The following is a 16,806-nucleotide window of genomic DNA, read 5'->3' as shown; positions in this document are numbered from 1 at the left end:
TGCAAATATACTATTTTTTTTGTACTAATAAAAACTTTTGTGTATTGATAATTATATGCTTAAATTTAGAACACTAAAAAAACATGTTAAATACTTAATCCACTTTTACACTTAAATTATGAAAAAAATACTAATACCTACGGATTTTTCACAACAGGCACACAACGCAATCAAAGCAGGGGTAAATTTTGCGAAGAAACACAACGCTGAAATCATTTTACTACACATCCTCGACTTACCTCAAGAAGCTAGTGACGGTATTAGTAAAGGTACACCCGCACCAGAAGTGATGTTTTTCAAAAATGCGGCAGAACAAAAATTACAACAAATTGCCTTAGATTCTTTATTTGAAGGCCTAACGGTTTCCACCAGCTTAATTCTAGACCGCACTTCACAAGGTGTGACAAAATCAGCCATTCACAACGACGTGGATTTAATCGTTATGGGATCTCATGGAGCAAGTGGGATGAAAGAATATTTTGTAGGATCTAACACACAAAAAGTCGTGCGTACTTCGCCAGTACCTGTTTTTGTTGTAAAAGGAGAATTTGAGGATAGCTGCATCAAAGACATCGTTTTTGCTTCAGACTTCACCAGTGAGATGAAAGACTCGTTCAAAAGCACACTAGCACTAAACAGAGTAGTTGGCGCTGACCTACACCTGCTTATGGTGAATACGCCGAACAGTTTTAAACCCACACACGTAGCTGAGGAAACATTAGACAGCTTTTTGGCGGATATTACAGACAAAGAATTTGACTTAAGCATCTACAATGACATCAATGTAGAAAAGGGAATTTTAAACTACTGTAAAAAAATTGACGCAGATCTAATTGCTATTGCTACCCATGGTCGCACAGGATTAGCTCATTTCTTCAATGGAAGTATTAGCGAAGATTTAGTGAACCACTCGCCTATTTCTGTTTTGACCTTTAAAATTGACTAATTTCTTTTACTGGAGATCAGAGCAGGATATGAGTGAATATATTTAATAAAAAAAGGGGCAAATCTTAAACATAAGATTTGCCCCTTTTTTAATGCCTCGACGGGATTAAGTAAGGCTTTTGCTTGAACTTTCTTCGAGAATACTAGGAGAATGCTTCGAGAATACTTAGAAAAACAGCTGTTTTATCGAAGAAAGGTCGAAGGAAGATCGAAAGAAGATTGCAAGAGTTCCGAAACATTCCCAATAAAAACTCTTATTTTTCACACTTGATTGATGCCTACTCCTAAAGATTTGGTGAGCGTTGTGAAGTACCATCCCACTCCCTTTTCTCCTCTCTTATCTCCAAAAAAAAAATGCCCGAAGGCATTTTTTATTTTAATATTTCAATATGACTTTCCGAAACCGTTTTTATCGGAATATAATTTTTTCGTCCTTCTACCAGCAGACACAAGTAGATATTATCAATGGAGATTACATATCCTTTCAATCCATTTATCGCTACATATTGCCCTACCTCTAAATTCTTTCTTGCATAAAAAGAATACAACAGTTTAGTCACCACATCCTTTGCACCTAATCCTAAAGACAAGGCAACTGTGAGTAGGATAGCACCTATAATAATAGAGATATTACTCGTAATAATAGACGTATCAATTCCCATTTGATTTAAGGTTGTAATCACAACAAAAATTAAAATCAAATAGAACAAGATATTTCCGATCATCCGTGCGCCTACAAAATCGACGGCTTTCAACACTTCAACAATCACTTTTTTAATCCAAGAAGCAAAGTAAAGTCCCCCAATAAAAATCAACAAAGCCACAAATAGCTTGGGCACAAACATCATCAGATTTCCAATTTCACGAGAAACAATCTCAAGTCCAAAGAGCTCCGCACCGATAAGCACCATAAGAAAGACCAAAAACACTTTGACAAAGAAGAGTAAAATAGCATCCACTTTCACTCGAATTTTTATTTTACCTAAAAATTCATTATCGTCTAACCCCTCCTGAATTTTATCTAGGCGAATGAGCTTAAACATTTTCTTCAGGACATAAGAAAAAAGCTTGAGCATTAGCCAACAAAGCAGCACATAACCTGCAATGAGCAGAAAACCAAAAACGCCCTTAACTAGTGAATTCATCACCTCGTTAATCATCTCACTTGGATATTCAAAATTATATAACTTCTCCATCATGATCTTCTTTTTTAATTCTTTCTATTATTTTATTTTCCTTCTCTTTATCAACATCTCCGATAAATGACTCCACCACTTTAGGCACTTGAACCGTGTACAGTTCGGATACATCTAAGGAAAGTTTAATAAAATTCAAATTGTCAATCACCCGATCTTTCAGATAGTCCGGCAATTTCTCGTCTTGCAGTATTTTCTTAAAAGGATTCTCCATCATGACAACGAATTATATAATTCCACAATCTTCTTTTTAGCCCGGTGCAAACGCATTTTAACAGCACTTTCCCCCAACTCGAGTAGTTGTGCAATTTCTTTGATTGACTTATCATCTTGATACTTCATCAATAAAACGATTTTATCTTCCGGGTCAATTAAGCCAAGTGCCTCTTGAAGTTTTTCCACCGTAAGTGAAAAAATTTCTTCATCCGTCACTTCCTCGTCCGCAGTAGAAACATATAGCGCTTCTTCCTGCAATTCCACATTATCTCTATGCCGTTTCAGGATAGACTTAGAATAATTTACGCAATGATTATAAGTAAAGGAATAAAGCCAAGTGGAAAATTTTGCTTCTCCTCTAAACGACTTTAAATTCAGATATAATTTCACGAAAACATCCTGCGTCAAGTCTTCCGCAGCATCCCGGGATTCGGCGAATCCCAAGCATTTTTGATACACCTTCTGGCCGTAGCGGTCATAGAGAATACCAAACAAACTTGTGTTTCCATTGTGAATGATGAATTGCACTAACTCCTCATCCGTCATAGAAACAAAGTTTTGACTTTGCGTCTGCATTTTCATATTTATGTTTTACCGCACCAATGTACTCGATAAAAACAACTACATTGAATTTTTAACAAAATGTTCTTAACTAGTCCTAATTTGCAATAATTTTTCCACATATTTTCCAATAACATCAAATTCTAAATTAACGAATTGTCCTAATGTATAGTGTTTAAAAACAGTATGCTCTTTCGTATACGGAATAATCGCTACACTAAAGGTATTGACTCCTGAATTCACCACAGTTAAACTCGTCCCATCAATGGTAATTGACCCTTTTGAAATGGTGGTGTGTTTCACTTTTTGGTCATATTCAAATCCGTAGTACGTACTCCCTGCCGCATCCTTAATCGACACACAACGTCCTACTGCATCCACATGCCCCTGTACAATATGTCCATCTAAGCGAGCATTCGCCAACATACCGCGTTCTATGTTAATTTCTTGACCGATTACCCACTGTCCAATTGTCGTTACATCAATGGTTTCTTTGATCGCCGTCACAGTAAAAGTTTCGTCTTCAATCGCCACGACGGTCAAACAGATTCCATTGTGTAAAACGCTTTGATCAACTTTCAACTCGTGCACGAATGAACACGATACAGTCAGGTGTATATTCTCTTGCTCTCGTACAATATTTTTAACAATTGCAATTTCTTCAACAATTCCTGTAAACATTACTCCATTTATTTTATTAAATTTGTTTTCAAAATTACTAATAATTTATACGAAACTATGAGTCATAAAGAAGAAAATGTTAGGGTAGGTATATCAATAGGCGATTTAAACGGTATTGGACCCGAAGTTATCCTTAAATGTTTCGAAGACAACAGAATGCTCGAGCTTTGTACTCCCGTGATATTCGGAAGTTCGAAGCCTTTATCTTATATTAAAAAGAACATCAATAGCAATGTAAATTTTCAGGGCATTGAGAGTTTAGACCAAGCTATTCCAGGGAAATTAAATGTATTGAACCTATGGAAAGAGAACGTCAACATTAACTTTGGCGAGAATGATCCCGTAGTTGGCGGCTATGCCATTCAATCCTTTGTAGCAGCGACAGAAGCATTAAAAAACGACGAAATTGACCTCTTAATCACAGCGCCAATTAACAAGTACAATACACAATCAGAAGATTTTCAACACCCTGGGCACACCAATTACTTAAATGAACAGTTAGAAGGTAATGCCATGATGTTGTTAGTTAGCGACGATTTAAAAGTGGGATTACTTACGGATCACCTTCCTTTAAAAGACATAGCATCTGCTATTACTCCAGCGCGCATTGTAGAAAAAGTAAAAACAATACGTGAGACATTGATGAATGATTTCAACATTTTTAATCCGCGGATTGCCGTTTTAGGGTTGAATCCCCATGCAGGAGATGACGGAGTAATTGGAACAGAAGAACAAGAGATTATCAAACCCACTATAACAAAACTAGCCGAAGAAGGCATTCTTGTTTCCGGTCCATTTCCAGCCGATGGCTTTTTTGGATCTCAGCTTTACAACAGCTTTGACGCTGTCATTGCGTGTTATCACGACCAGGGCTTAGCACCTTTCAAAGCACTTTCGTTCAGTAAAGGTGTTAACTACACCGCAGGTTTAAACAAAATTAGAACCTCGCCTGATCACGGAACAGCTTATGACATAGCAGGTAAGAACCTAGCTGACCCCACTTCTTTTCGCGAGGCTTTATACTTAGCTCTTGATGTTTTCAGAAATAGAAACCGCAACCTGGAAGCCAAGAGTAACCCTTTACTTCCTCAAGAAAAAGAAAATAGTACAAAAAAATTTGATAATTAGCTTGTAATAATAATAATTTTTTATCTTTGCACGCTCAAATCATGTATTTGATGAATACTGAAAAAACATATTCGATATCCTTTATAGGATTGAAAAATGGAGAACATACATTTGAATATCAAATCGATAGCGATTTTTTTAAAAATTACGATTACGATGATTTCAACCGTATACAAGCAAATATTAGCGTTCTTTTAAATAAAAAAGCTACCCATTTAGAGGTAAACTTTAAGGCGAAAGGAGTGGTAAATGTTCCTTGTGATGTGACCAACGAGGATTTTGATCTTCCTATTGAAAATGAATTTAACCTCATTGTCAAGTTTGGAGAAGAATTCAACGATGATCACGACGAGATACTAATTATTCCGATGAATGAGTATGAGATTACACTCACTCAATACATTTATGAATTAATTGTGTTATCGATTCCTGCCAAACGAGTAAGCCCTGAAGCAAGAGAAGACGAAGACTTTGACGAAGAAGACTTTGATTTTTTATTTGATGACGAAGAAGAAGACAGTGAAATGGACGAGACACCAGAAGAAGAAACGGAAGGTGATTCAGACCAGAACGATATAGACCCTAGATGGGAAAAATTAAAAAAACTATTAACGGATAAATAATATAGTAAAATGGCACATCCTAAGAGAAAGACCTCGAAAACAAGAAGAGATAAAAGAAGAACACACTACAAAGCTGTAGCTCCAACTATCGCTACTTGTCCTGTTACTGGTGAAGCTCACTTATTCCACAGAGCTTACTGGCACGAAGGAAAACTTTACTACAGAGGACAAGTTGTAATAGACAAAACAACAGCAGTAGAAGCATAAGCTTTTCAAAAACACAATAAACTCTCACAATGTGTGAGAGTTTTTTTTTGTCGAATTTTACCAAAGGAGGGAGTTTTAAGACTTAAAAAGGCTTCGATTCGTTTTTTTTTCGTAATTTTCGCTTCTTTTTGGAATGTTTTTATAAAGTAAAGCAACACCATATGACAAAAATACATGCAGCCATTACTGCAGTTGGTTGTTATTTGCCCGAGACAAAGTTAACCAACGCGGATTTAGAAAAAATGGTTGAAACAAACGACGAGTGGATAACCTCTCGAACAGGAATTAAAGAACGTCGCATTCTTAAAGAACCTGGACAAGGAGCTTCGTATATGGCTATTAAAGCTGCGGAGAACTTAATTAAAAAATCCGGAGTAGACCCAAAAGAGATAGACTTAGTCCTATTATCAACCGCTACCCCAGATATGCCTGTAGCGATCACAGGTGTGTATGTAGCCACTCAAATTGGCGCTACTAACGCGTTTGCCTTTGACCTACAAGCCGCTTGTTCAAGTTTCTTATATGGAATGTCTGTTGCTTCAGCCTATATTGAATCTGGCAAGTACAAAAAAGTACTGTTAATCGGATCGGATAAAATGTCTTCTATTATTGACTATACTGACCGTGCTACATGTATCATTTTTGGAGATGCTGCCGGAGCTGTTTTATTTGAACCGAACACCGATGGTTACGGCATTATAGATGAATATCTACGCAGTGACGGAATCGGAAGAGAATATTTAAAAATTGACGCGGGTGGATCTATCCTCCCAACAAGTGCTGAAACAGTTGCCAACAAACAACACTATGTGTTCCAAGACGGAAAAACTGTTTTCAAATACGCCGTATCCAACATGGCTGATGTCAGCGAGAAAATCATGCAACGCAACAATTTAACACATAGTGATGTAAATTGGTTGGCTGCACATCAAGCAAACAAACGCATCATCGATGCTACTGCTCACCGTATGGGAGTAGATGATTCTAAAGTTCTCATGAACATCGAGCGATACGGAAACACAACCTCTGCTACTTTACCCTTATTATTATGTGATTACGAAAGCCAATTGAAGAAAGGTGATAACATTATCTTTGCTACCTTTGGTGGAGGCTTCACGTGGGGATCGATATATTTAAAGTGGGCTTACAATAGTTAATTAATTTAGGAAAAAACAACTAACCAATACATTAGTATGGACATTAAAGAAATTCAAAACCTAATCAAATTCGTAGCGAAATCAGGAGCTACAGAAGTAAAATTAGAAATGGATGATTTTAAAATCACCATCAAAACGACAGAAACAGGAAGCACTGAAACAACGTATATCCAACAAGTTCCAGTAGCACCATCAATGCCACAAGCGCCTGTAGCTACAGCAGCAGCACCCGTTGCAACTGAAGCTCCTGCAGCAGCAGCTCCAGCAGGTGATGATGCGAAATACATCACTGTAAAATCGCCAATCATCGGAACATTCTACAGAAAACCAGCACCAGACAAAGCGCCTTTCGCAGAAGTTGGTACGGTAATCAAACCTGGAGATGTAGTTTGTGTTATTGAGGCAATGAAGTTATTCAACGAAATTGAATCTGAAGTATCAGGTAAAATCGTGAAAATCTTAGTTGACGATTCGTCACCTGTTGAGTTTGATCAACCTTTATTCTTAGTTGACCCATCTTAAGAAATTAAACAGCCCTTCTTTGCTTGCAAGGAAGAAAAGTAGAATTACAATTTAAAATTTCAGAAGATGTTTAAAAAAATATTAGTAGCTAATAGAGGTGAAATTGCTTTACGCATCATTAGAACGTGTAAAGAAATGGGAATTAAAACTGTAGCGGTATATTCTACAGTAGATGCAGATAGCCTTCACGTACGCTTCGCAGACGAAGCTGTATGTATCGGACCTGCTCCCTCAAACCTATCGTATTTAAAAATTTCCAACATTATCGCTGCAGCTGAAATCACAAATGCTGATGCGATACACCCGGGATATGGTTTCTTAGCTGAAAATGCAAAGTTTTCTAAAATCTGTCAAGAACACGGTGTGAAATTCATCGGAGCTTCACCTGAGATGATTGAGAAAATGGGAGACAAAGCGACGGCAAAAGAAACAATGAAGTTAGCTGGAGTACCAACAGTTCCAGGTTCTGATGGATTGTTAGAATCTTTAGAGCACGCGAAAAAAACAGCCAAAGCAATTGGCTACCCTGTCATGATGAAAGCAACTGCTGGAGGTGGTGGTAAAGGGATGCGCGAAATCTTCAAAGAAGAAGAAATCGAAAGAGCTTGGGAAAGTGCGCGTCAAGAGGCAGCTGCTGCATTTGGAAATGACGGAATGTACATGGAAAAACTAATCGTTGATCCTCGTCACATCGAAATCCAAGTGGTAGGAGATTCATATGGTAAAGCGTGTCACTTATCTGAAAGAGACTGTTCTATCCAAAGACGTCACCAAAAACTTACTGAAGAAACTCCTTCTCCATTCATGACTGATGAATTGAGAGATAAGATGGGATTAGCAGCTGTAAAAGCGGCTGAATTTATCAAATATGAAGGAGCAGGAACGATTGAGTTCTTAGTGGACAAAGATCGCAACTTCTACTTCATGGAAATGAATACACGTATCCAAGTGGAGCACCCAATCACTGAACAAGTAATTGATTACGATTTAATTCGCGAACAAATCTTAGTGGCTGCTGGTGTGCCAATCTCTGGTAAAAACTATACGCCTAAATTACACTCGATCGAATGTCGTATCAACGCAGAAGATCCATTCAACGACTTTAGACCTTCTCCAGGAAGAATCACGACGTTGCATGCACCAGGAGGACACGGCGTGCGTTTAGATACACACGTGTACTCTGGATATTCTATTCCGCCAAACTACGATTCAATGATTGCTAAGTTGATCACAACTGCTCAAACAAGAGAAGAAGCAATCAACAAAATGAAACGTGCGTTAGACGAGTTTGTCATCGAAGGAATTAAAACAACGATTCCTTTCCACAGACAATTGATGGATGATCCAAATTACAGAGCAGGAAACTACACCACTGCTTTCATGGAATCATTCCACATGAAACCACTAGAAGAAGAATAGTATTTTTATTTATCTATAGAAAAGGCCACCTGCTAGCAGGTGGCCTTTTTTTTATTAAACAATTCAAATTAAAACTTAATTTTTATTACATAATTCACATCAAAACAATAATTTTTTTGCATTTATAATACATTTGAATTAAATTGTAAGATATATCAACCTTAATCCCCTTTATTATGCAAAAACTATTTTTAATTCTACCTTTCCTATTTATGGGAATTTTTAGTTCTGGATGGGCACAAACACAGAACTACAGTATGACAGGGAATCCTACAATAGCAACAACGAAAGCAAACGATGCCAATGGAAAAGAAATAATTATGACAACGATTCTGTGCGATGGCTCAACAACCACAAACTGCTTTGATTTAGTTTGCGAATCTGAATTCCTTCCGTCTTCTACAACGAAACCTTTTGATCTAAATCTAGACATCAAAGGAACCTTAACCTATTATCAAGGAGAAACAAAGATTGTAACCTCAGGGCTAATCAGACGATTCAAAGGAGATTTTTTCCAAAAATCCTCTTCCTTTCTTATTGAAATGGTTAAGTAAAAGACTGTTCTACAGTTAAAAATGAACGGCTTTTTAAATAAAAGTCGTTCATTACTATCTATTCTAAATTTCTACTATCATGAAAAAACGACTCCTCTATACCCTATTCTTTCTTTTGCCCTATGGCTTATTTGCACAGGATTATGCAGCGATTGATCAATACCTTCAAACCAATCTTGATTTAAAAGGTCAAGCAGCAGAAGGTGAAGACGAAAGTCTCACTTTATTACTCACTGTCAACGATTGTGACAATTGCATTCCTCTACTCTACAGCTATCTCAAAAACATACCAAAAAACAAGCCTTATGCCGTTAACATCGTTACTGATAATATAGCGTATGCAAAAAAAGTATTAGGCGATGCAGCTGCATCGAATGACCATCTATATCACAACGCAACTGTTTTTACTACGTTCTTAGCAGGTCGATCTGGTCTCTACTTTAAAGATATGAATGGTGCTATTTTCGGAGACAAGCAGGACATACAAATCAAACTGAAAAACGCACAAGATCGACAAGCTTTTTTTGGTAATCTAAACAAAAAACCCCAAGTACTCCTACAAGATTCATTATTGAGTAGCATTCCGTTTATTTCCTCAACCGCTTTGCCTAATAATCAGCTCTTGGTCTTTGATAGCAAAATGGGGCTTGGTCTGTTCTTAGACATCAAGGAGCATCCAGATTCACTCGCCGTTGTACATAGCCAGTATTACACCCCAATGTTTACAAATCCAACAAAACTCTTCCATCTGTCTGGCGCTACCAGCGAGGATGTATCTTTTGAAGAGATGCAAAAAATTGCCCTTGCCATACATACTCATATGATAAAACTATACACCATCACCTATTGGGATGGACAATACTATGCCACCTTTAGCATCACCAGAGCCTTTAAAAAAGACAATCAAACCAAGCTATACTCCACCTATTTTGTAGGTACTAAAAAGGCCGAACATCTTGACCCCCAAACCACCCTTGATCCTTCTACTTATGACCACTACTATAGGCTAGAAGACTTACCTTATGAAGGGAACACCTACAGAATGACCGTCTACGCTGGAGCGAAACCGCAAATTGTCGATGGCAATAAATTAAATTGGAGGTTGCGCATGCCCAACAACCAAGGATTGAATCAACGCTATTCAGGTTTAGGCACACTTGAACTTCAAGACAAAACAGCACAACTCATCGCCATTGACCCGGCTTTCGAGGAATTCATAGACCTAAATCTTCTACTAAAATGGAAAAACAAAACCTACTACCTCAGTAGGCAAATTACAGATGAAGCAACCAACCAAGGCTATTTATTCCTCAGAGAATTCAATAGTCCCTATATCAACGATTATTTACAAAAAGTAAAAACATTATAAAAACGCCCTGCTATAAGTAGCGTTGCTCCCATAAAAAATAAAAAAAACACAAGCTGGAATATTTTTTAATAAAAAATTCAAATTCAATTCCTTTAGACACTAAAAAAACTATATATTTGGTGTTCTAATATTTTTATTTTTTTAAAATGCACACAGGCGTAATTAAATTCTTCAACGAAGACAAAGGATTTGGTTTCATTACAAATGAAGCTACTAAAGAAGACATCTTTGTTCACATCACAGGTTTAAGAACAAAGAATGTTGAACAAGGAAACCGCGTTTCTTATGATGAGGAACAAGGGAAAAAAGGGCTTATTGCCACTAATGTACAAGTGATAGAAGATTAAGAAAATATATATAATTTTCCGTTACAGTAAAGCTATCTAACTCGCGTTAGGTAGCTTTTTTTATTCCTACAACCACTATTTATAATTAATCTAAATACATATTGGGCTATATTAAAGGATTCGGACAAGACCAAGAGTTCCAAAGCTTTGTAAAGACGATCTAGGGCTCTATATTTGTATGTTGTATTCTAACATAAAACTTGTACTTATGCAATCAAGTCAACTCGATTTTATACCAATTTTAATGCAAATTGCTCTAGCTGCGGGATTTGTATCTATGACAATCTGGATTTCAGGGAAACTTGGACCGAAGAAAAATTCAAAAATCAAGGATAGTACTTGGGAATGTGGACTAGAATCATTGGGAAATGCCCGTATTCCTTTTAATGTAAAGTATTTCTTAGTAGCTATTCTCTTTGTTCTCTTTGATGTCGAAGTGGTATTCATGTACCCTTGGGCGATGAACTTTCAGGAATTGGGATGGGACGGATTTGCTAAAATGGGGATTTTCTTATTCCTATTGGTAGTTGGACTATTATATGAATTTAAAAAGAAGGGTCTCGAATGGGATTAAAAAACGAGGAAGATGAGCGATAAAAAATATAAAACAGTAGAAGCTCCTGAAGGATATGTAGGAGAGGGTTTTTTTGCCACAAAATTAAGTGAAGTTGTTGGTTTGGCACGTTCGAATTCGATGTGGCCCTTACCTTTTGCTACTTCATGTTGTGGGATTGAGTTCATGGCAACCATGGCTGCAACCTATGATATTGCGCGTTTTGGATCAGAACGTATGAGTTTCTCGCCTAGACAAGCCGATATGTTGATGGTGATGGGGACAATTTCAAAGAAAATGGCTCCTATCTTACGTCAAGTATACGAACAAATGGCTGAACCGAAATGGGTTATTGCTGTTGGTGCTTGTGCTTCTTCAGGCGGTATTTTCGACACGTATTCTGTCTTACAAGGAATCGACAAAGTCATTCCTGTAGATGTATATGTCCCTGGATGTCCACCTCGACCAGAGCAAATTCTAGATGGCGTAATGCGATTGCACGAAATCGTTAAAGCAGAATCTATCTATAGACGAGGAACCAAAGAATATGATGAGTTATTAAAATCTTATAACATAGAAAGTAAATAAATATGGCATTAGATAATCAAACCATTCAAAAAGCTTTAATCGACCAATTTGGGTTGTCGGTTAAGGAATTTCACGAACAACACGACATGCTTATTTTGGAAGTCGCGCCTGATTCACTTCACGCAGTTGTTCAGTTTTTGAAAGAAAATGACCAGATGAATTTCAACTTTCTAACAGACGTTTGTGGAGTGCATTACCCAGATTCGCAAGAAGATCGTCAATTGGCTGTAGTGTATCATATGCACAATTGGATGGACAACGTGAGAATTCGCATCAAAACCTTTTTGAGCGGTAAAAATCCAACGGTTGATTCCGTAGTAGATTTGTTTAAATCTGCCAACTGGCAAGAAAGAGAAACGTATGATTTCTACGGCATTAAGTTCAAAAACCATCCACAATTAAAACGTATTTTAAATATGGATGAAATGGAGTCTTTCCCGTTGCGCAAAGAATTCCCATTGGAAGATGAAGGAAGAACAGACAAAGACGATCGATTCTTTGGTAGAACGATTCACAATTGTTAATAACTGAGTAAGATCAAGAGTATGTCAGATTTATTATTACCACCAGAACAGCGATACGCGAAGCTTATCGAGGAGAAGTTTAAAGAAGATGGAACTGAGTTACAAATCTTAAACTTAGGTCCTACGCACCCAGCAACGCATGGTATCTTTCAAAATATTATCCTACTAGACGGAGAGAAAGTGTTAGATGGAGAGGGAACAGTGGGATACATCCACCGTGCCTTTGAAAAAATTGCTGAAAACCGTCCTTTCTACCAAATTAACGTATTAACGGATCGTTTGAACTACTGTTCTTCACCAATTAACAATACGGCTTGGTGGATGACTGTAGAAAAAGCTTTGGGTATTGATATTCCAAAACGCGTACAATATATGCGCATAATTGTGATGGAATTAGCTCGTATTGCAGACCACATTATTTGTAGCTCTGTAATGGGAGTAGATACTGGAGCCTTAACTGGATTCTTATATGTATTTCAATACAGAGAAAAAATCTACGAAATCTACGAAGAAATCTCAGGGGCTCGTTTAACGACAAACATGGGACGTATTGGTGGTTTCGAAAGAGAATGGAGCCCAACGGTATTCAAAAAAATCGAAGAATTTTTAGCTGAATTTCCTGCGATTTGGAGCGAATTTGAAGGTTTATTGACCCGAAACAGAATCTTCATGGATCGTACCGTAGGTGTTGGTGGGATTTCTGCTGAAGAAGCAATTAACTTCGGATTTACAGGACCAAACTTACGTGCAGCAGGCGTGGATTACGATGTTCGCGTGGCAACTCCTTACTGCTCATACGAAGATTTTGACTTTGAAATTCCAGTAGGAACTGCTGGTGATTGTTATGACCGTTTCTGCGTGCGAAATGCAGAAGTTTGGGAGAGTTTAAAAATCATTCGTCAAGCATTAGACAAAATGCCAGAAGGCCCCTTCCACGCGGATGTTCCTGAATATTATCTTCCTCCAAAAGAGGACGTATACACGAATATGGAGGCTTTAATTTATCACTTTAAAATTGTGATGGGTGAAGTACCGGTTCCAGTGACAGAACTGTATCACGCAGTAGAAGGAGGTAATGGTGAACTAGGATTCTACTTAATCACAGATGGTAGTAGAACACCGTATCGCTTGCATTTCAGAAGACCTTGCTTTATCATCTACCAAGCGTATAATGATATCGTAAGAGGAGGTATGCTATCCGATGCGATTATTACCCTATCGAGTTTAAACATCATTGCTGGAGAATTAGACGCTTAAATCATGGAAACGAAGAAATACAAACAAACGATACATATCACGCCTGAGCTACAACAGCGCATTGACGAATTGTTGAGCCACTACCCTGCTGATAAAAAAAAATCAGCACTTTTACCTGTTTTACATGCTGTACAAGATGCACATGATAACTGGTTGAGCGTGGAGTTAATGGATAAAGTAGCGGAGATATTAGGCATTTCCTCTATCGAAGTATACGAAGTGGTGACTTTCTATACCATGTACAACCAAAAACCAATGGGTACGTATATGTTTGAGTTTTGCTTAACCTCATGCTGCGGCATTCGTGGAGCAGACGATATGATGGAATACGCTTGTGAAAAACTAGGTATTAAACCCGGAGAAACAACACCTGATGGGTTATTTTCAGTAGTTGGTGTTCAATGTTTAGGTGCCTGTGGTTATGCGCCCATGATGCAACTAGGTGACTTCTACAAGGAGCACTTAACACCCGAAAAAATCGACCAAATCATCGCTGATTGTAAGGCAGGAAAAGTAATTCTTCACGACAAATAGTACTATGGCGACAAAAATATTATTAGACAAGATCAATATCCCAGGGATAAAATCATACGACGTATACCGTCAAAATGGTGGCTATGCATCGGTGGAGAAAGCATTGAAAACCATGGCTCCCGATGATATTACGGAACAAGTAAAAGCATCAGGACTTAGAGGTCGTGGTGGTGCGGGGTTCCCTGTGGGTTTAAAATGGAGTTTTATCGACAAGAAATCAGGCAAACCCAGACACTTAGTTTGCAATGCCGATGAGTCAGAACCAGGTACATTCAAAGATCGATACTTAATGGAATATATCCCTCACTTATTGATTGAGGGTATGATTACGGCAAGTTATGCTTTAGGAGCTAACTTATCGTATATCTATATTCGCGGTGAATATATGTGGGTATTCAAAACCCTAGAAAGAGCCATCAAAGAGGCGTATGCTGCTGGATGGTTAGGGAAGAATATCTTAGGGACGGATTACTCCTTAGATTTACACGTGCACTGTGGTGCAGGAGCGTATATTTGTGGAGAAGAAACGGCTCTAATTGAATCCTTAGAAGGAAAAAGAGGAAATCCTCGTATCAAACCTCCTTTCCCTGCGGTAAGTGGTTTATGGGGAAATCCAACGGTAGTAAACAACGTAGAGTCTATCGCTAATATTCCGTGGATTGTCAACAATTCTGGAGATGATTATGCGAAAATCGGACTAGGCCGTTCTACGGGAACCAAATTAATTTCAGCTTCTGGACACATCAGAAAACCAGGGGTTTACGAAATTGAAATGGGCATTACAGTGGATGAATTTATCAATTCAGACGAATACTGTGGTGGAATGATGGACGACAGACCCATCAAAGCATTAATTCCCGGAGGTTCTTCTGTGCCCATCTTACCTGCCCATTTAATCTATAAAACGGCGAACGGTGAAGATCGTTTAATGACTTACGAATCACTATCTGATGGTGGTTTTGAATCAGGGTCGATGTTGGGATCAGGTGGTTTTATTGTCTATAATGATACCGCTTGTATCGTGAGAAATACGTGGAACTTTGCTCGTTTTTACGCACATGAAAGTTGTGGACAATGTTCACCATGTCGCGAAGGAACAGGATGGATGGAAAAAGTGTTACACCGCATTGAAACAGGTCACGGAACCATGGAGGATATCGACTTACTGTGGAATATTCAAAGTAATATTGAAGGAAATACCATTTGTCCTTTAGGAGATGCTGCTGCTTGGCCAGTTGCCGCTGCTATTAGACATTTTAGAGCCGAATTTGAATATCACGTTTTATTCCCAGAAAAAGTAAAAGATAGAAATCACTATGTTAGCGAACCTTTTTCGAGCATAGAACACCTGATTAATAAATAATTCACGCTAATTTTTTAGCTAAAAAGCACAATTTATGAAAGTTACTATAGACGGACATGAAATAGAAGTAGAACCAGGAACATCCATTCTACAAGCAGCAAGAATGATTGGTGGGGAATCAGTACCACCAGCGATGTGCTATTACTCCAAACTGGAAGGAACAGGCGGAAAATGTAGAGCCTGTTTAGTAGAAGTTTCAAAAGGTAGTGAAGCGGATCCACGTCCGATGCCTAAACTCATGGCTTCTTGTAAAACAGGTGTAATGGATGGTATGGAAGTAAAGAGCATCACTTCTCCACGCGTTCTAGAAGCAAGAAAATCAGTGACGGAATTTCTATTAATCAATCACCCCTTAGATTGCCCTGTATGTGATCAAGCAGGGGAATGTGATTTACAAAACTTGGCTTTCCAACACGGAAAAGAACAAAAAAGATACCAGGAAGAAAAGCGAACGTTTGAACCTGAAAATATAGGAGATAATATCCAACTACACATGAATCGTTGTATTCTATGCTATCGCTGTGTAAAAACAGCGGAACAATTAACAGATGAACGCGTTCATGGTGTATGTGGTCGAGGAGAACACGCGCAGATTTCTACCTACATTTCTGCAGCCATTGAAAATGAGTTTTCTGGAAATATGATTGACGTATGTCCTGTGGGAGCCTTAACGGATAAAACTTTCCGCTTTAAATCACGTGTATGGTTCAATAAACCGTACAATGCCCACCGCAATTGCCCAACTTGTTCTGGAAAAGTAACCTTGTGGATGTTCGGAGAAGAAATTCAACGTGTAACAGCTCGCAAAGATGAATTCCATGAAGTAGAAGAATTTATCTGTAACTCTTGTCGTTTTGACCACAAGGAATCTACGGATTGGGTAATTGAAGGACCACGTAAATTCGAAAAATTCTCTGTAATTAATCAAAACAACTACACGAAAAAGTTAGATCATGTTGTGATTAAAACAGAGCAACACATTTTAGAAGGACGTGAACAAGATCGCAAGAAAATTAGTATGAAGGCGATTCCTTTTACAAACGATGAATCTAAAGAATAAAA

The 16,806-nt window shown here is 38.0% G+C and carries 21 protein-coding genes; 17 read left to right on the top strand and 4 right to left on the bottom strand.

What is annotated here, in order from left to right; genetic code table 11:
* Positions 1–118: 118 nt before the first annotated feature.
* A complete protein-coding gene (locus ACLJX0_RS02230; RefSeq protein WP_410878034.1) occupies positions 119–946 on the top strand; it encodes a universal stress protein in 828 nt (275 codons plus the stop codon).
* Positions 947–1,316: 370 nt separating this feature from the next.
* On the opposite strand, the gene ACLJX0_RS02225 is transcribed toward ACLJX0_RS02230, so the two are convergent.
* The 4 genes from ACLJX0_RS02225 to ACLJX0_RS02210 all read right to left on the bottom strand — a co-directional run bounded on the left by ACLJX0_RS02225 (position 1,317) and on the right by ACLJX0_RS02210 (position 3,599).
* Positions 1,317–2,144, bottom strand: a complete 828-nt coding sequence (locus tag ACLJX0_RS02225; protein ID WP_410878033.1) for a mechanosensitive ion channel family protein — start codon at positions 2,142–2,144, stop codon at positions 1,317–1,319.
* Positions 2,125–2,358 (bottom strand): hypothetical protein, encoded by a 234-nt coding sequence (locus ACLJX0_RS02220; RefSeq protein WP_410878032.1) that lies wholly within the window; start codon positions 2,356–2,358, stop codon positions 2,125–2,127. The genes ACLJX0_RS02225 and ACLJX0_RS02220 overlap by 20 nt, the downstream gene beginning before the upstream one ends.
* On the bottom strand, positions 2,355–2,939 hold the full coding sequence (locus ACLJX0_RS02215) for an RNA polymerase sigma factor (RefSeq protein ID WP_410878031.1): 585 nt from the start codon (positions 2,937–2,939) through the stop codon (positions 2,355–2,357). Before ACLJX0_RS02215 ends, ACLJX0_RS02220 begins: the two co-directional genes overlap by 4 nt.
* A gap of 66 nt (positions 2,940–3,005) precedes the next feature.
* Positions 3,006–3,599 (bottom strand): riboflavin synthase, encoded by a 594-nt coding sequence (locus ACLJX0_RS02210; RefSeq protein ID WP_410878030.1) that lies wholly within the window; start codon positions 3,597–3,599, stop codon positions 3,006–3,008.
* Positions 3,600–3,656: 57 nt separating this feature from the next.
* Between ACLJX0_RS02210 and pdxA the strand changes: the two genes are divergently transcribed.
* The 16 genes from pdxA (at position 3,657) to ACLJX0_RS02130 (ending at position 16,804) form a co-directional block, all read left to right on the top strand.
* Positions 3,657–4,727 (top strand): 4-hydroxythreonine-4-phosphate dehydrogenase PdxA, encoded by a 1,071-nt coding sequence (gene pdxA / locus ACLJX0_RS02205; RefSeq protein ID WP_410878029.1) that lies wholly within the window; start codon positions 3,657–3,659, stop codon positions 4,725–4,727.
* 50 nt (positions 4,728–4,777) lie between these two features.
* Positions 4,778–5,350, top strand: coding sequence for a YceD family protein (locus ACLJX0_RS02200; protein WP_410878028.1), 573 nt, complete (start codon positions 4,778–4,780; stop codon positions 5,348–5,350).
* A 9-nt stretch (positions 5,351–5,359) separates the two neighbouring features.
* Complete coding sequence (gene rpmF, locus ACLJX0_RS02195; RefSeq protein WP_002989043.1) at positions 5,360–5,557, top strand: 50S ribosomal protein L32; 198 nt, start codon at positions 5,360–5,362, stop codon at positions 5,555–5,557.
* Between the two features lie 161 nt (positions 5,558–5,718).
* The gene (locus ACLJX0_RS02190) at positions 5,719–6,714 is read left to right on the top strand and encodes a beta-ketoacyl-ACP synthase III (protein WP_410878027.1); all 996 of its coding nucleotides are present in this window, start codon (positions 5,719–5,721) and stop codon (positions 6,712–6,714) included.
* Between the two features lie 36 nt (positions 6,715–6,750).
* On the top strand, positions 6,751–7,236 hold the full coding sequence (gene accB, locus ACLJX0_RS02185; protein WP_410878026.1) for an acetyl-CoA carboxylase biotin carboxyl carrier protein: 486 nt from the start codon (positions 6,751–6,753) through the stop codon (positions 7,234–7,236).
* Positions 7,237–7,302: 66 nt separating this feature from the next.
* Complete coding sequence (accC, locus tag ACLJX0_RS02180; RefSeq protein WP_410878025.1) at positions 7,303–8,655, top strand: acetyl-CoA carboxylase biotin carboxylase subunit; 1,353 nt, start codon at positions 7,303–7,305, stop codon at positions 8,653–8,655.
* Between the two features lie 176 nt (positions 8,656–8,831).
* A complete protein-coding gene (locus ACLJX0_RS02175; protein WP_410878024.1) occupies positions 8,832–9,209 on the top strand; it encodes a hypothetical protein in 378 nt (125 codons plus the stop codon).
* A gap of 79 nt (positions 9,210–9,288) precedes the next feature.
* The gene (locus tag ACLJX0_RS02170) at positions 9,289–10,578 is read left to right on the top strand and encodes a hypothetical protein (protein ID WP_410878023.1); all 1,290 of its coding nucleotides are present in this window, start codon (positions 9,289–9,291) and stop codon (positions 10,576–10,578) included.
* A 146-nt stretch (positions 10,579–10,724) separates the two neighbouring features.
* Entirely contained in the window at positions 10,725–10,925 is a 201-nt protein-coding gene (locus ACLJX0_RS02165) for a cold-shock protein (RefSeq protein ID WP_410878022.1), read from the top strand.
* A 208-nt stretch (positions 10,926–11,133) separates the two neighbouring features.
* Positions 11,134–11,499, top strand: a complete 366-nt coding sequence (locus tag ACLJX0_RS02160; RefSeq protein WP_410878021.1) for an NADH-quinone oxidoreductase subunit A — start codon at positions 11,134–11,136, stop codon at positions 11,497–11,499.
* Between the two features lie 12 nt (positions 11,500–11,511).
* Entirely contained in the window at positions 11,512–12,066 is a 555-nt protein-coding gene (locus tag ACLJX0_RS02155) for an NADH-quinone oxidoreductase subunit B (RefSeq protein ID WP_182625874.1), read from the top strand.
* 2 nt (positions 12,067–12,068) lie between these two features.
* Positions 12,069–12,590 (top strand): NADH-quinone oxidoreductase subunit C, encoded by a 522-nt coding sequence (locus tag ACLJX0_RS02150; protein ID WP_410878020.1) that lies wholly within the window; start codon positions 12,069–12,071, stop codon positions 12,588–12,590.
* 21 nt (positions 12,591–12,611) lie between these two features.
* Positions 12,612–13,847 (top strand): NADH-quinone oxidoreductase subunit D, encoded by a 1,236-nt coding sequence (locus ACLJX0_RS02145; RefSeq protein ID WP_410878019.1) that lies wholly within the window; start codon positions 12,612–12,614, stop codon positions 13,845–13,847.
* 3 nt (positions 13,848–13,850) lie between these two features.
* On the top strand, positions 13,851–14,381 hold the full coding sequence (nuoE, locus tag ACLJX0_RS02140; RefSeq protein WP_410878018.1) for an NADH-quinone oxidoreductase subunit NuoE: 531 nt from the start codon (positions 13,851–13,853) through the stop codon (positions 14,379–14,381).
* A 4-nt stretch (positions 14,382–14,385) separates the two neighbouring features.
* Positions 14,386–15,744 carry an NADH-quinone oxidoreductase subunit NuoF gene (nuoF, locus tag ACLJX0_RS02135; RefSeq protein ID WP_410878017.1) on the top strand — a complete coding sequence of 453 codons (1,359 nt, stop codon included), beginning with the start codon at positions 14,386–14,388 and terminating at the stop codon, positions 15,742–15,744.
* A gap of 34 nt (positions 15,745–15,778) precedes the next feature.
* Positions 15,779–16,804, top strand: coding sequence for a 2Fe-2S iron-sulfur cluster-binding protein (locus ACLJX0_RS02130; protein WP_410878016.1), 1,026 nt, complete (start codon positions 15,779–15,781; stop codon positions 16,802–16,804).
* Positions 16,805–16,806: the final 2 nt, after the last annotated feature.

The organism is Myroides sp. DW712, assembly GCF_046557355.1.
Taxonomy (GTDB): domain Bacteria; phylum Bacteroidota; class Bacteroidia; order Flavobacteriales; family Flavobacteriaceae; genus Flavobacterium.
The sequence above is the reverse complement of the archived record's forward strand: the minus strand, read 5'-3'. Positions and strand labels throughout refer to the sequence as shown.

What these genes read in the sequence shown, in the direction of transcription:
- ACLJX0_RS02190 (WP_410878027.1), top strand. Translation starts at nt 5,719, where the DNA reads ATGACAAAAATACATGCAGCCATTACTGCAGTTGGTTGTTATTTGCCC.
- ACLJX0_RS02155 (WP_182625874.1), top strand. Translation starts at nt 11,512, where the DNA reads ATGAGCGATAAAAAATATAAAACAGTAGAAGCTCCTGAAGGATATGTA.
- ACLJX0_RS02170 (WP_410878023.1), top strand. Translation starts at nt 9,289, where the DNA reads ATGAAAAAACGACTCCTCTATACCCTATTCTTTCTTTTGCCCTATGGC.
- nuoE (WP_410878018.1), top strand. Translation starts at nt 13,851, where the DNA reads ATGGAAACGAAGAAATACAAACAAACGATACATATCACGCCTGAGCTA.
- ACLJX0_RS02210 (WP_410878030.1), bottom strand. Translation starts at nt 3,599, where the DNA reads ATGTTTACAGGAATTGTTGAAGAAATTGCAATTGTTAAAAATATTGTA.
- ACLJX0_RS02200 (WP_410878028.1), top strand. Translation starts at nt 4,778, where the DNA reads ATGAATACTGAAAAAACATATTCGATATCCTTTATAGGATTGAAAAAT.
- pdxA (WP_410878029.1), top strand. Translation starts at nt 3,657, where the DNA reads ATGAGTCATAAAGAAGAAAATGTTAGGGTAGGTATATCAATAGGCGAT.
- ACLJX0_RS02130 (WP_410878016.1), top strand. Translation starts at nt 15,779, where the DNA reads ATGAAAGTTACTATAGACGGACATGAAATAGAAGTAGAACCAGGAACA.
- ACLJX0_RS02160 (WP_410878021.1), top strand. Translation starts at nt 11,134, where the DNA reads ATGCAATCAAGTCAACTCGATTTTATACCAATTTTAATGCAAATTGCT.
- ACLJX0_RS02225 (WP_410878033.1), bottom strand. Translation starts at nt 2,144, where the DNA reads ATGATGGAGAAGTTATATAATTTTGAATATCCAAGTGAGATGATTAAC.
- ACLJX0_RS02145 (WP_410878019.1), top strand. Translation starts at nt 12,612, where the DNA reads ATGTCAGATTTATTATTACCACCAGAACAGCGATACGCGAAGCTTATC.
- ACLJX0_RS02215 (WP_410878031.1), bottom strand. Translation starts at nt 2,939, where the DNA reads ATGAAAATGCAGACGCAAAGTCAAAACTTTGTTTCTATGACGGATGAG.
- ACLJX0_RS02230 (WP_410878034.1), top strand. Translation starts at nt 119, where the DNA reads ATGAAAAAAATACTAATACCTACGGATTTTTCACAACAGGCACACAAC.
- accC (WP_410878025.1), top strand. Translation starts at nt 7,303, where the DNA reads ATGTTTAAAAAAATATTAGTAGCTAATAGAGGTGAAATTGCTTTACGC.
- ACLJX0_RS02220 (WP_410878032.1), bottom strand. Translation starts at nt 2,358, where the DNA reads ATGATGGAGAATCCTTTTAAGAAAATACTGCAAGACGAGAAATTGCCG.
- ACLJX0_RS02150 (WP_410878020.1), top strand. Translation starts at nt 12,069, where the DNA reads ATGGCATTAGATAATCAAACCATTCAAAAAGCTTTAATCGACCAATTT.
- ACLJX0_RS02165 (WP_410878022.1), top strand. Translation starts at nt 10,725, where the DNA reads ATGCACACAGGCGTAATTAAATTCTTCAACGAAGACAAAGGATTTGGT.
- accB (WP_410878026.1), top strand. Translation starts at nt 6,751, where the DNA reads ATGGACATTAAAGAAATTCAAAACCTAATCAAATTCGTAGCGAAATCA.
- ACLJX0_RS02175 (WP_410878024.1), top strand. Translation starts at nt 8,832, where the DNA reads ATGCAAAAACTATTTTTAATTCTACCTTTCCTATTTATGGGAATTTTT.
- rpmF (WP_002989043.1), top strand. Translation starts at nt 5,360, where the DNA reads ATGGCACATCCTAAGAGAAAGACCTCGAAAACAAGAAGAGATAAAAGA.
- nuoF (WP_410878017.1), top strand. Translation starts at nt 14,386, where the DNA reads ATGGCGACAAAAATATTATTAGACAAGATCAATATCCCAGGGATAAAA.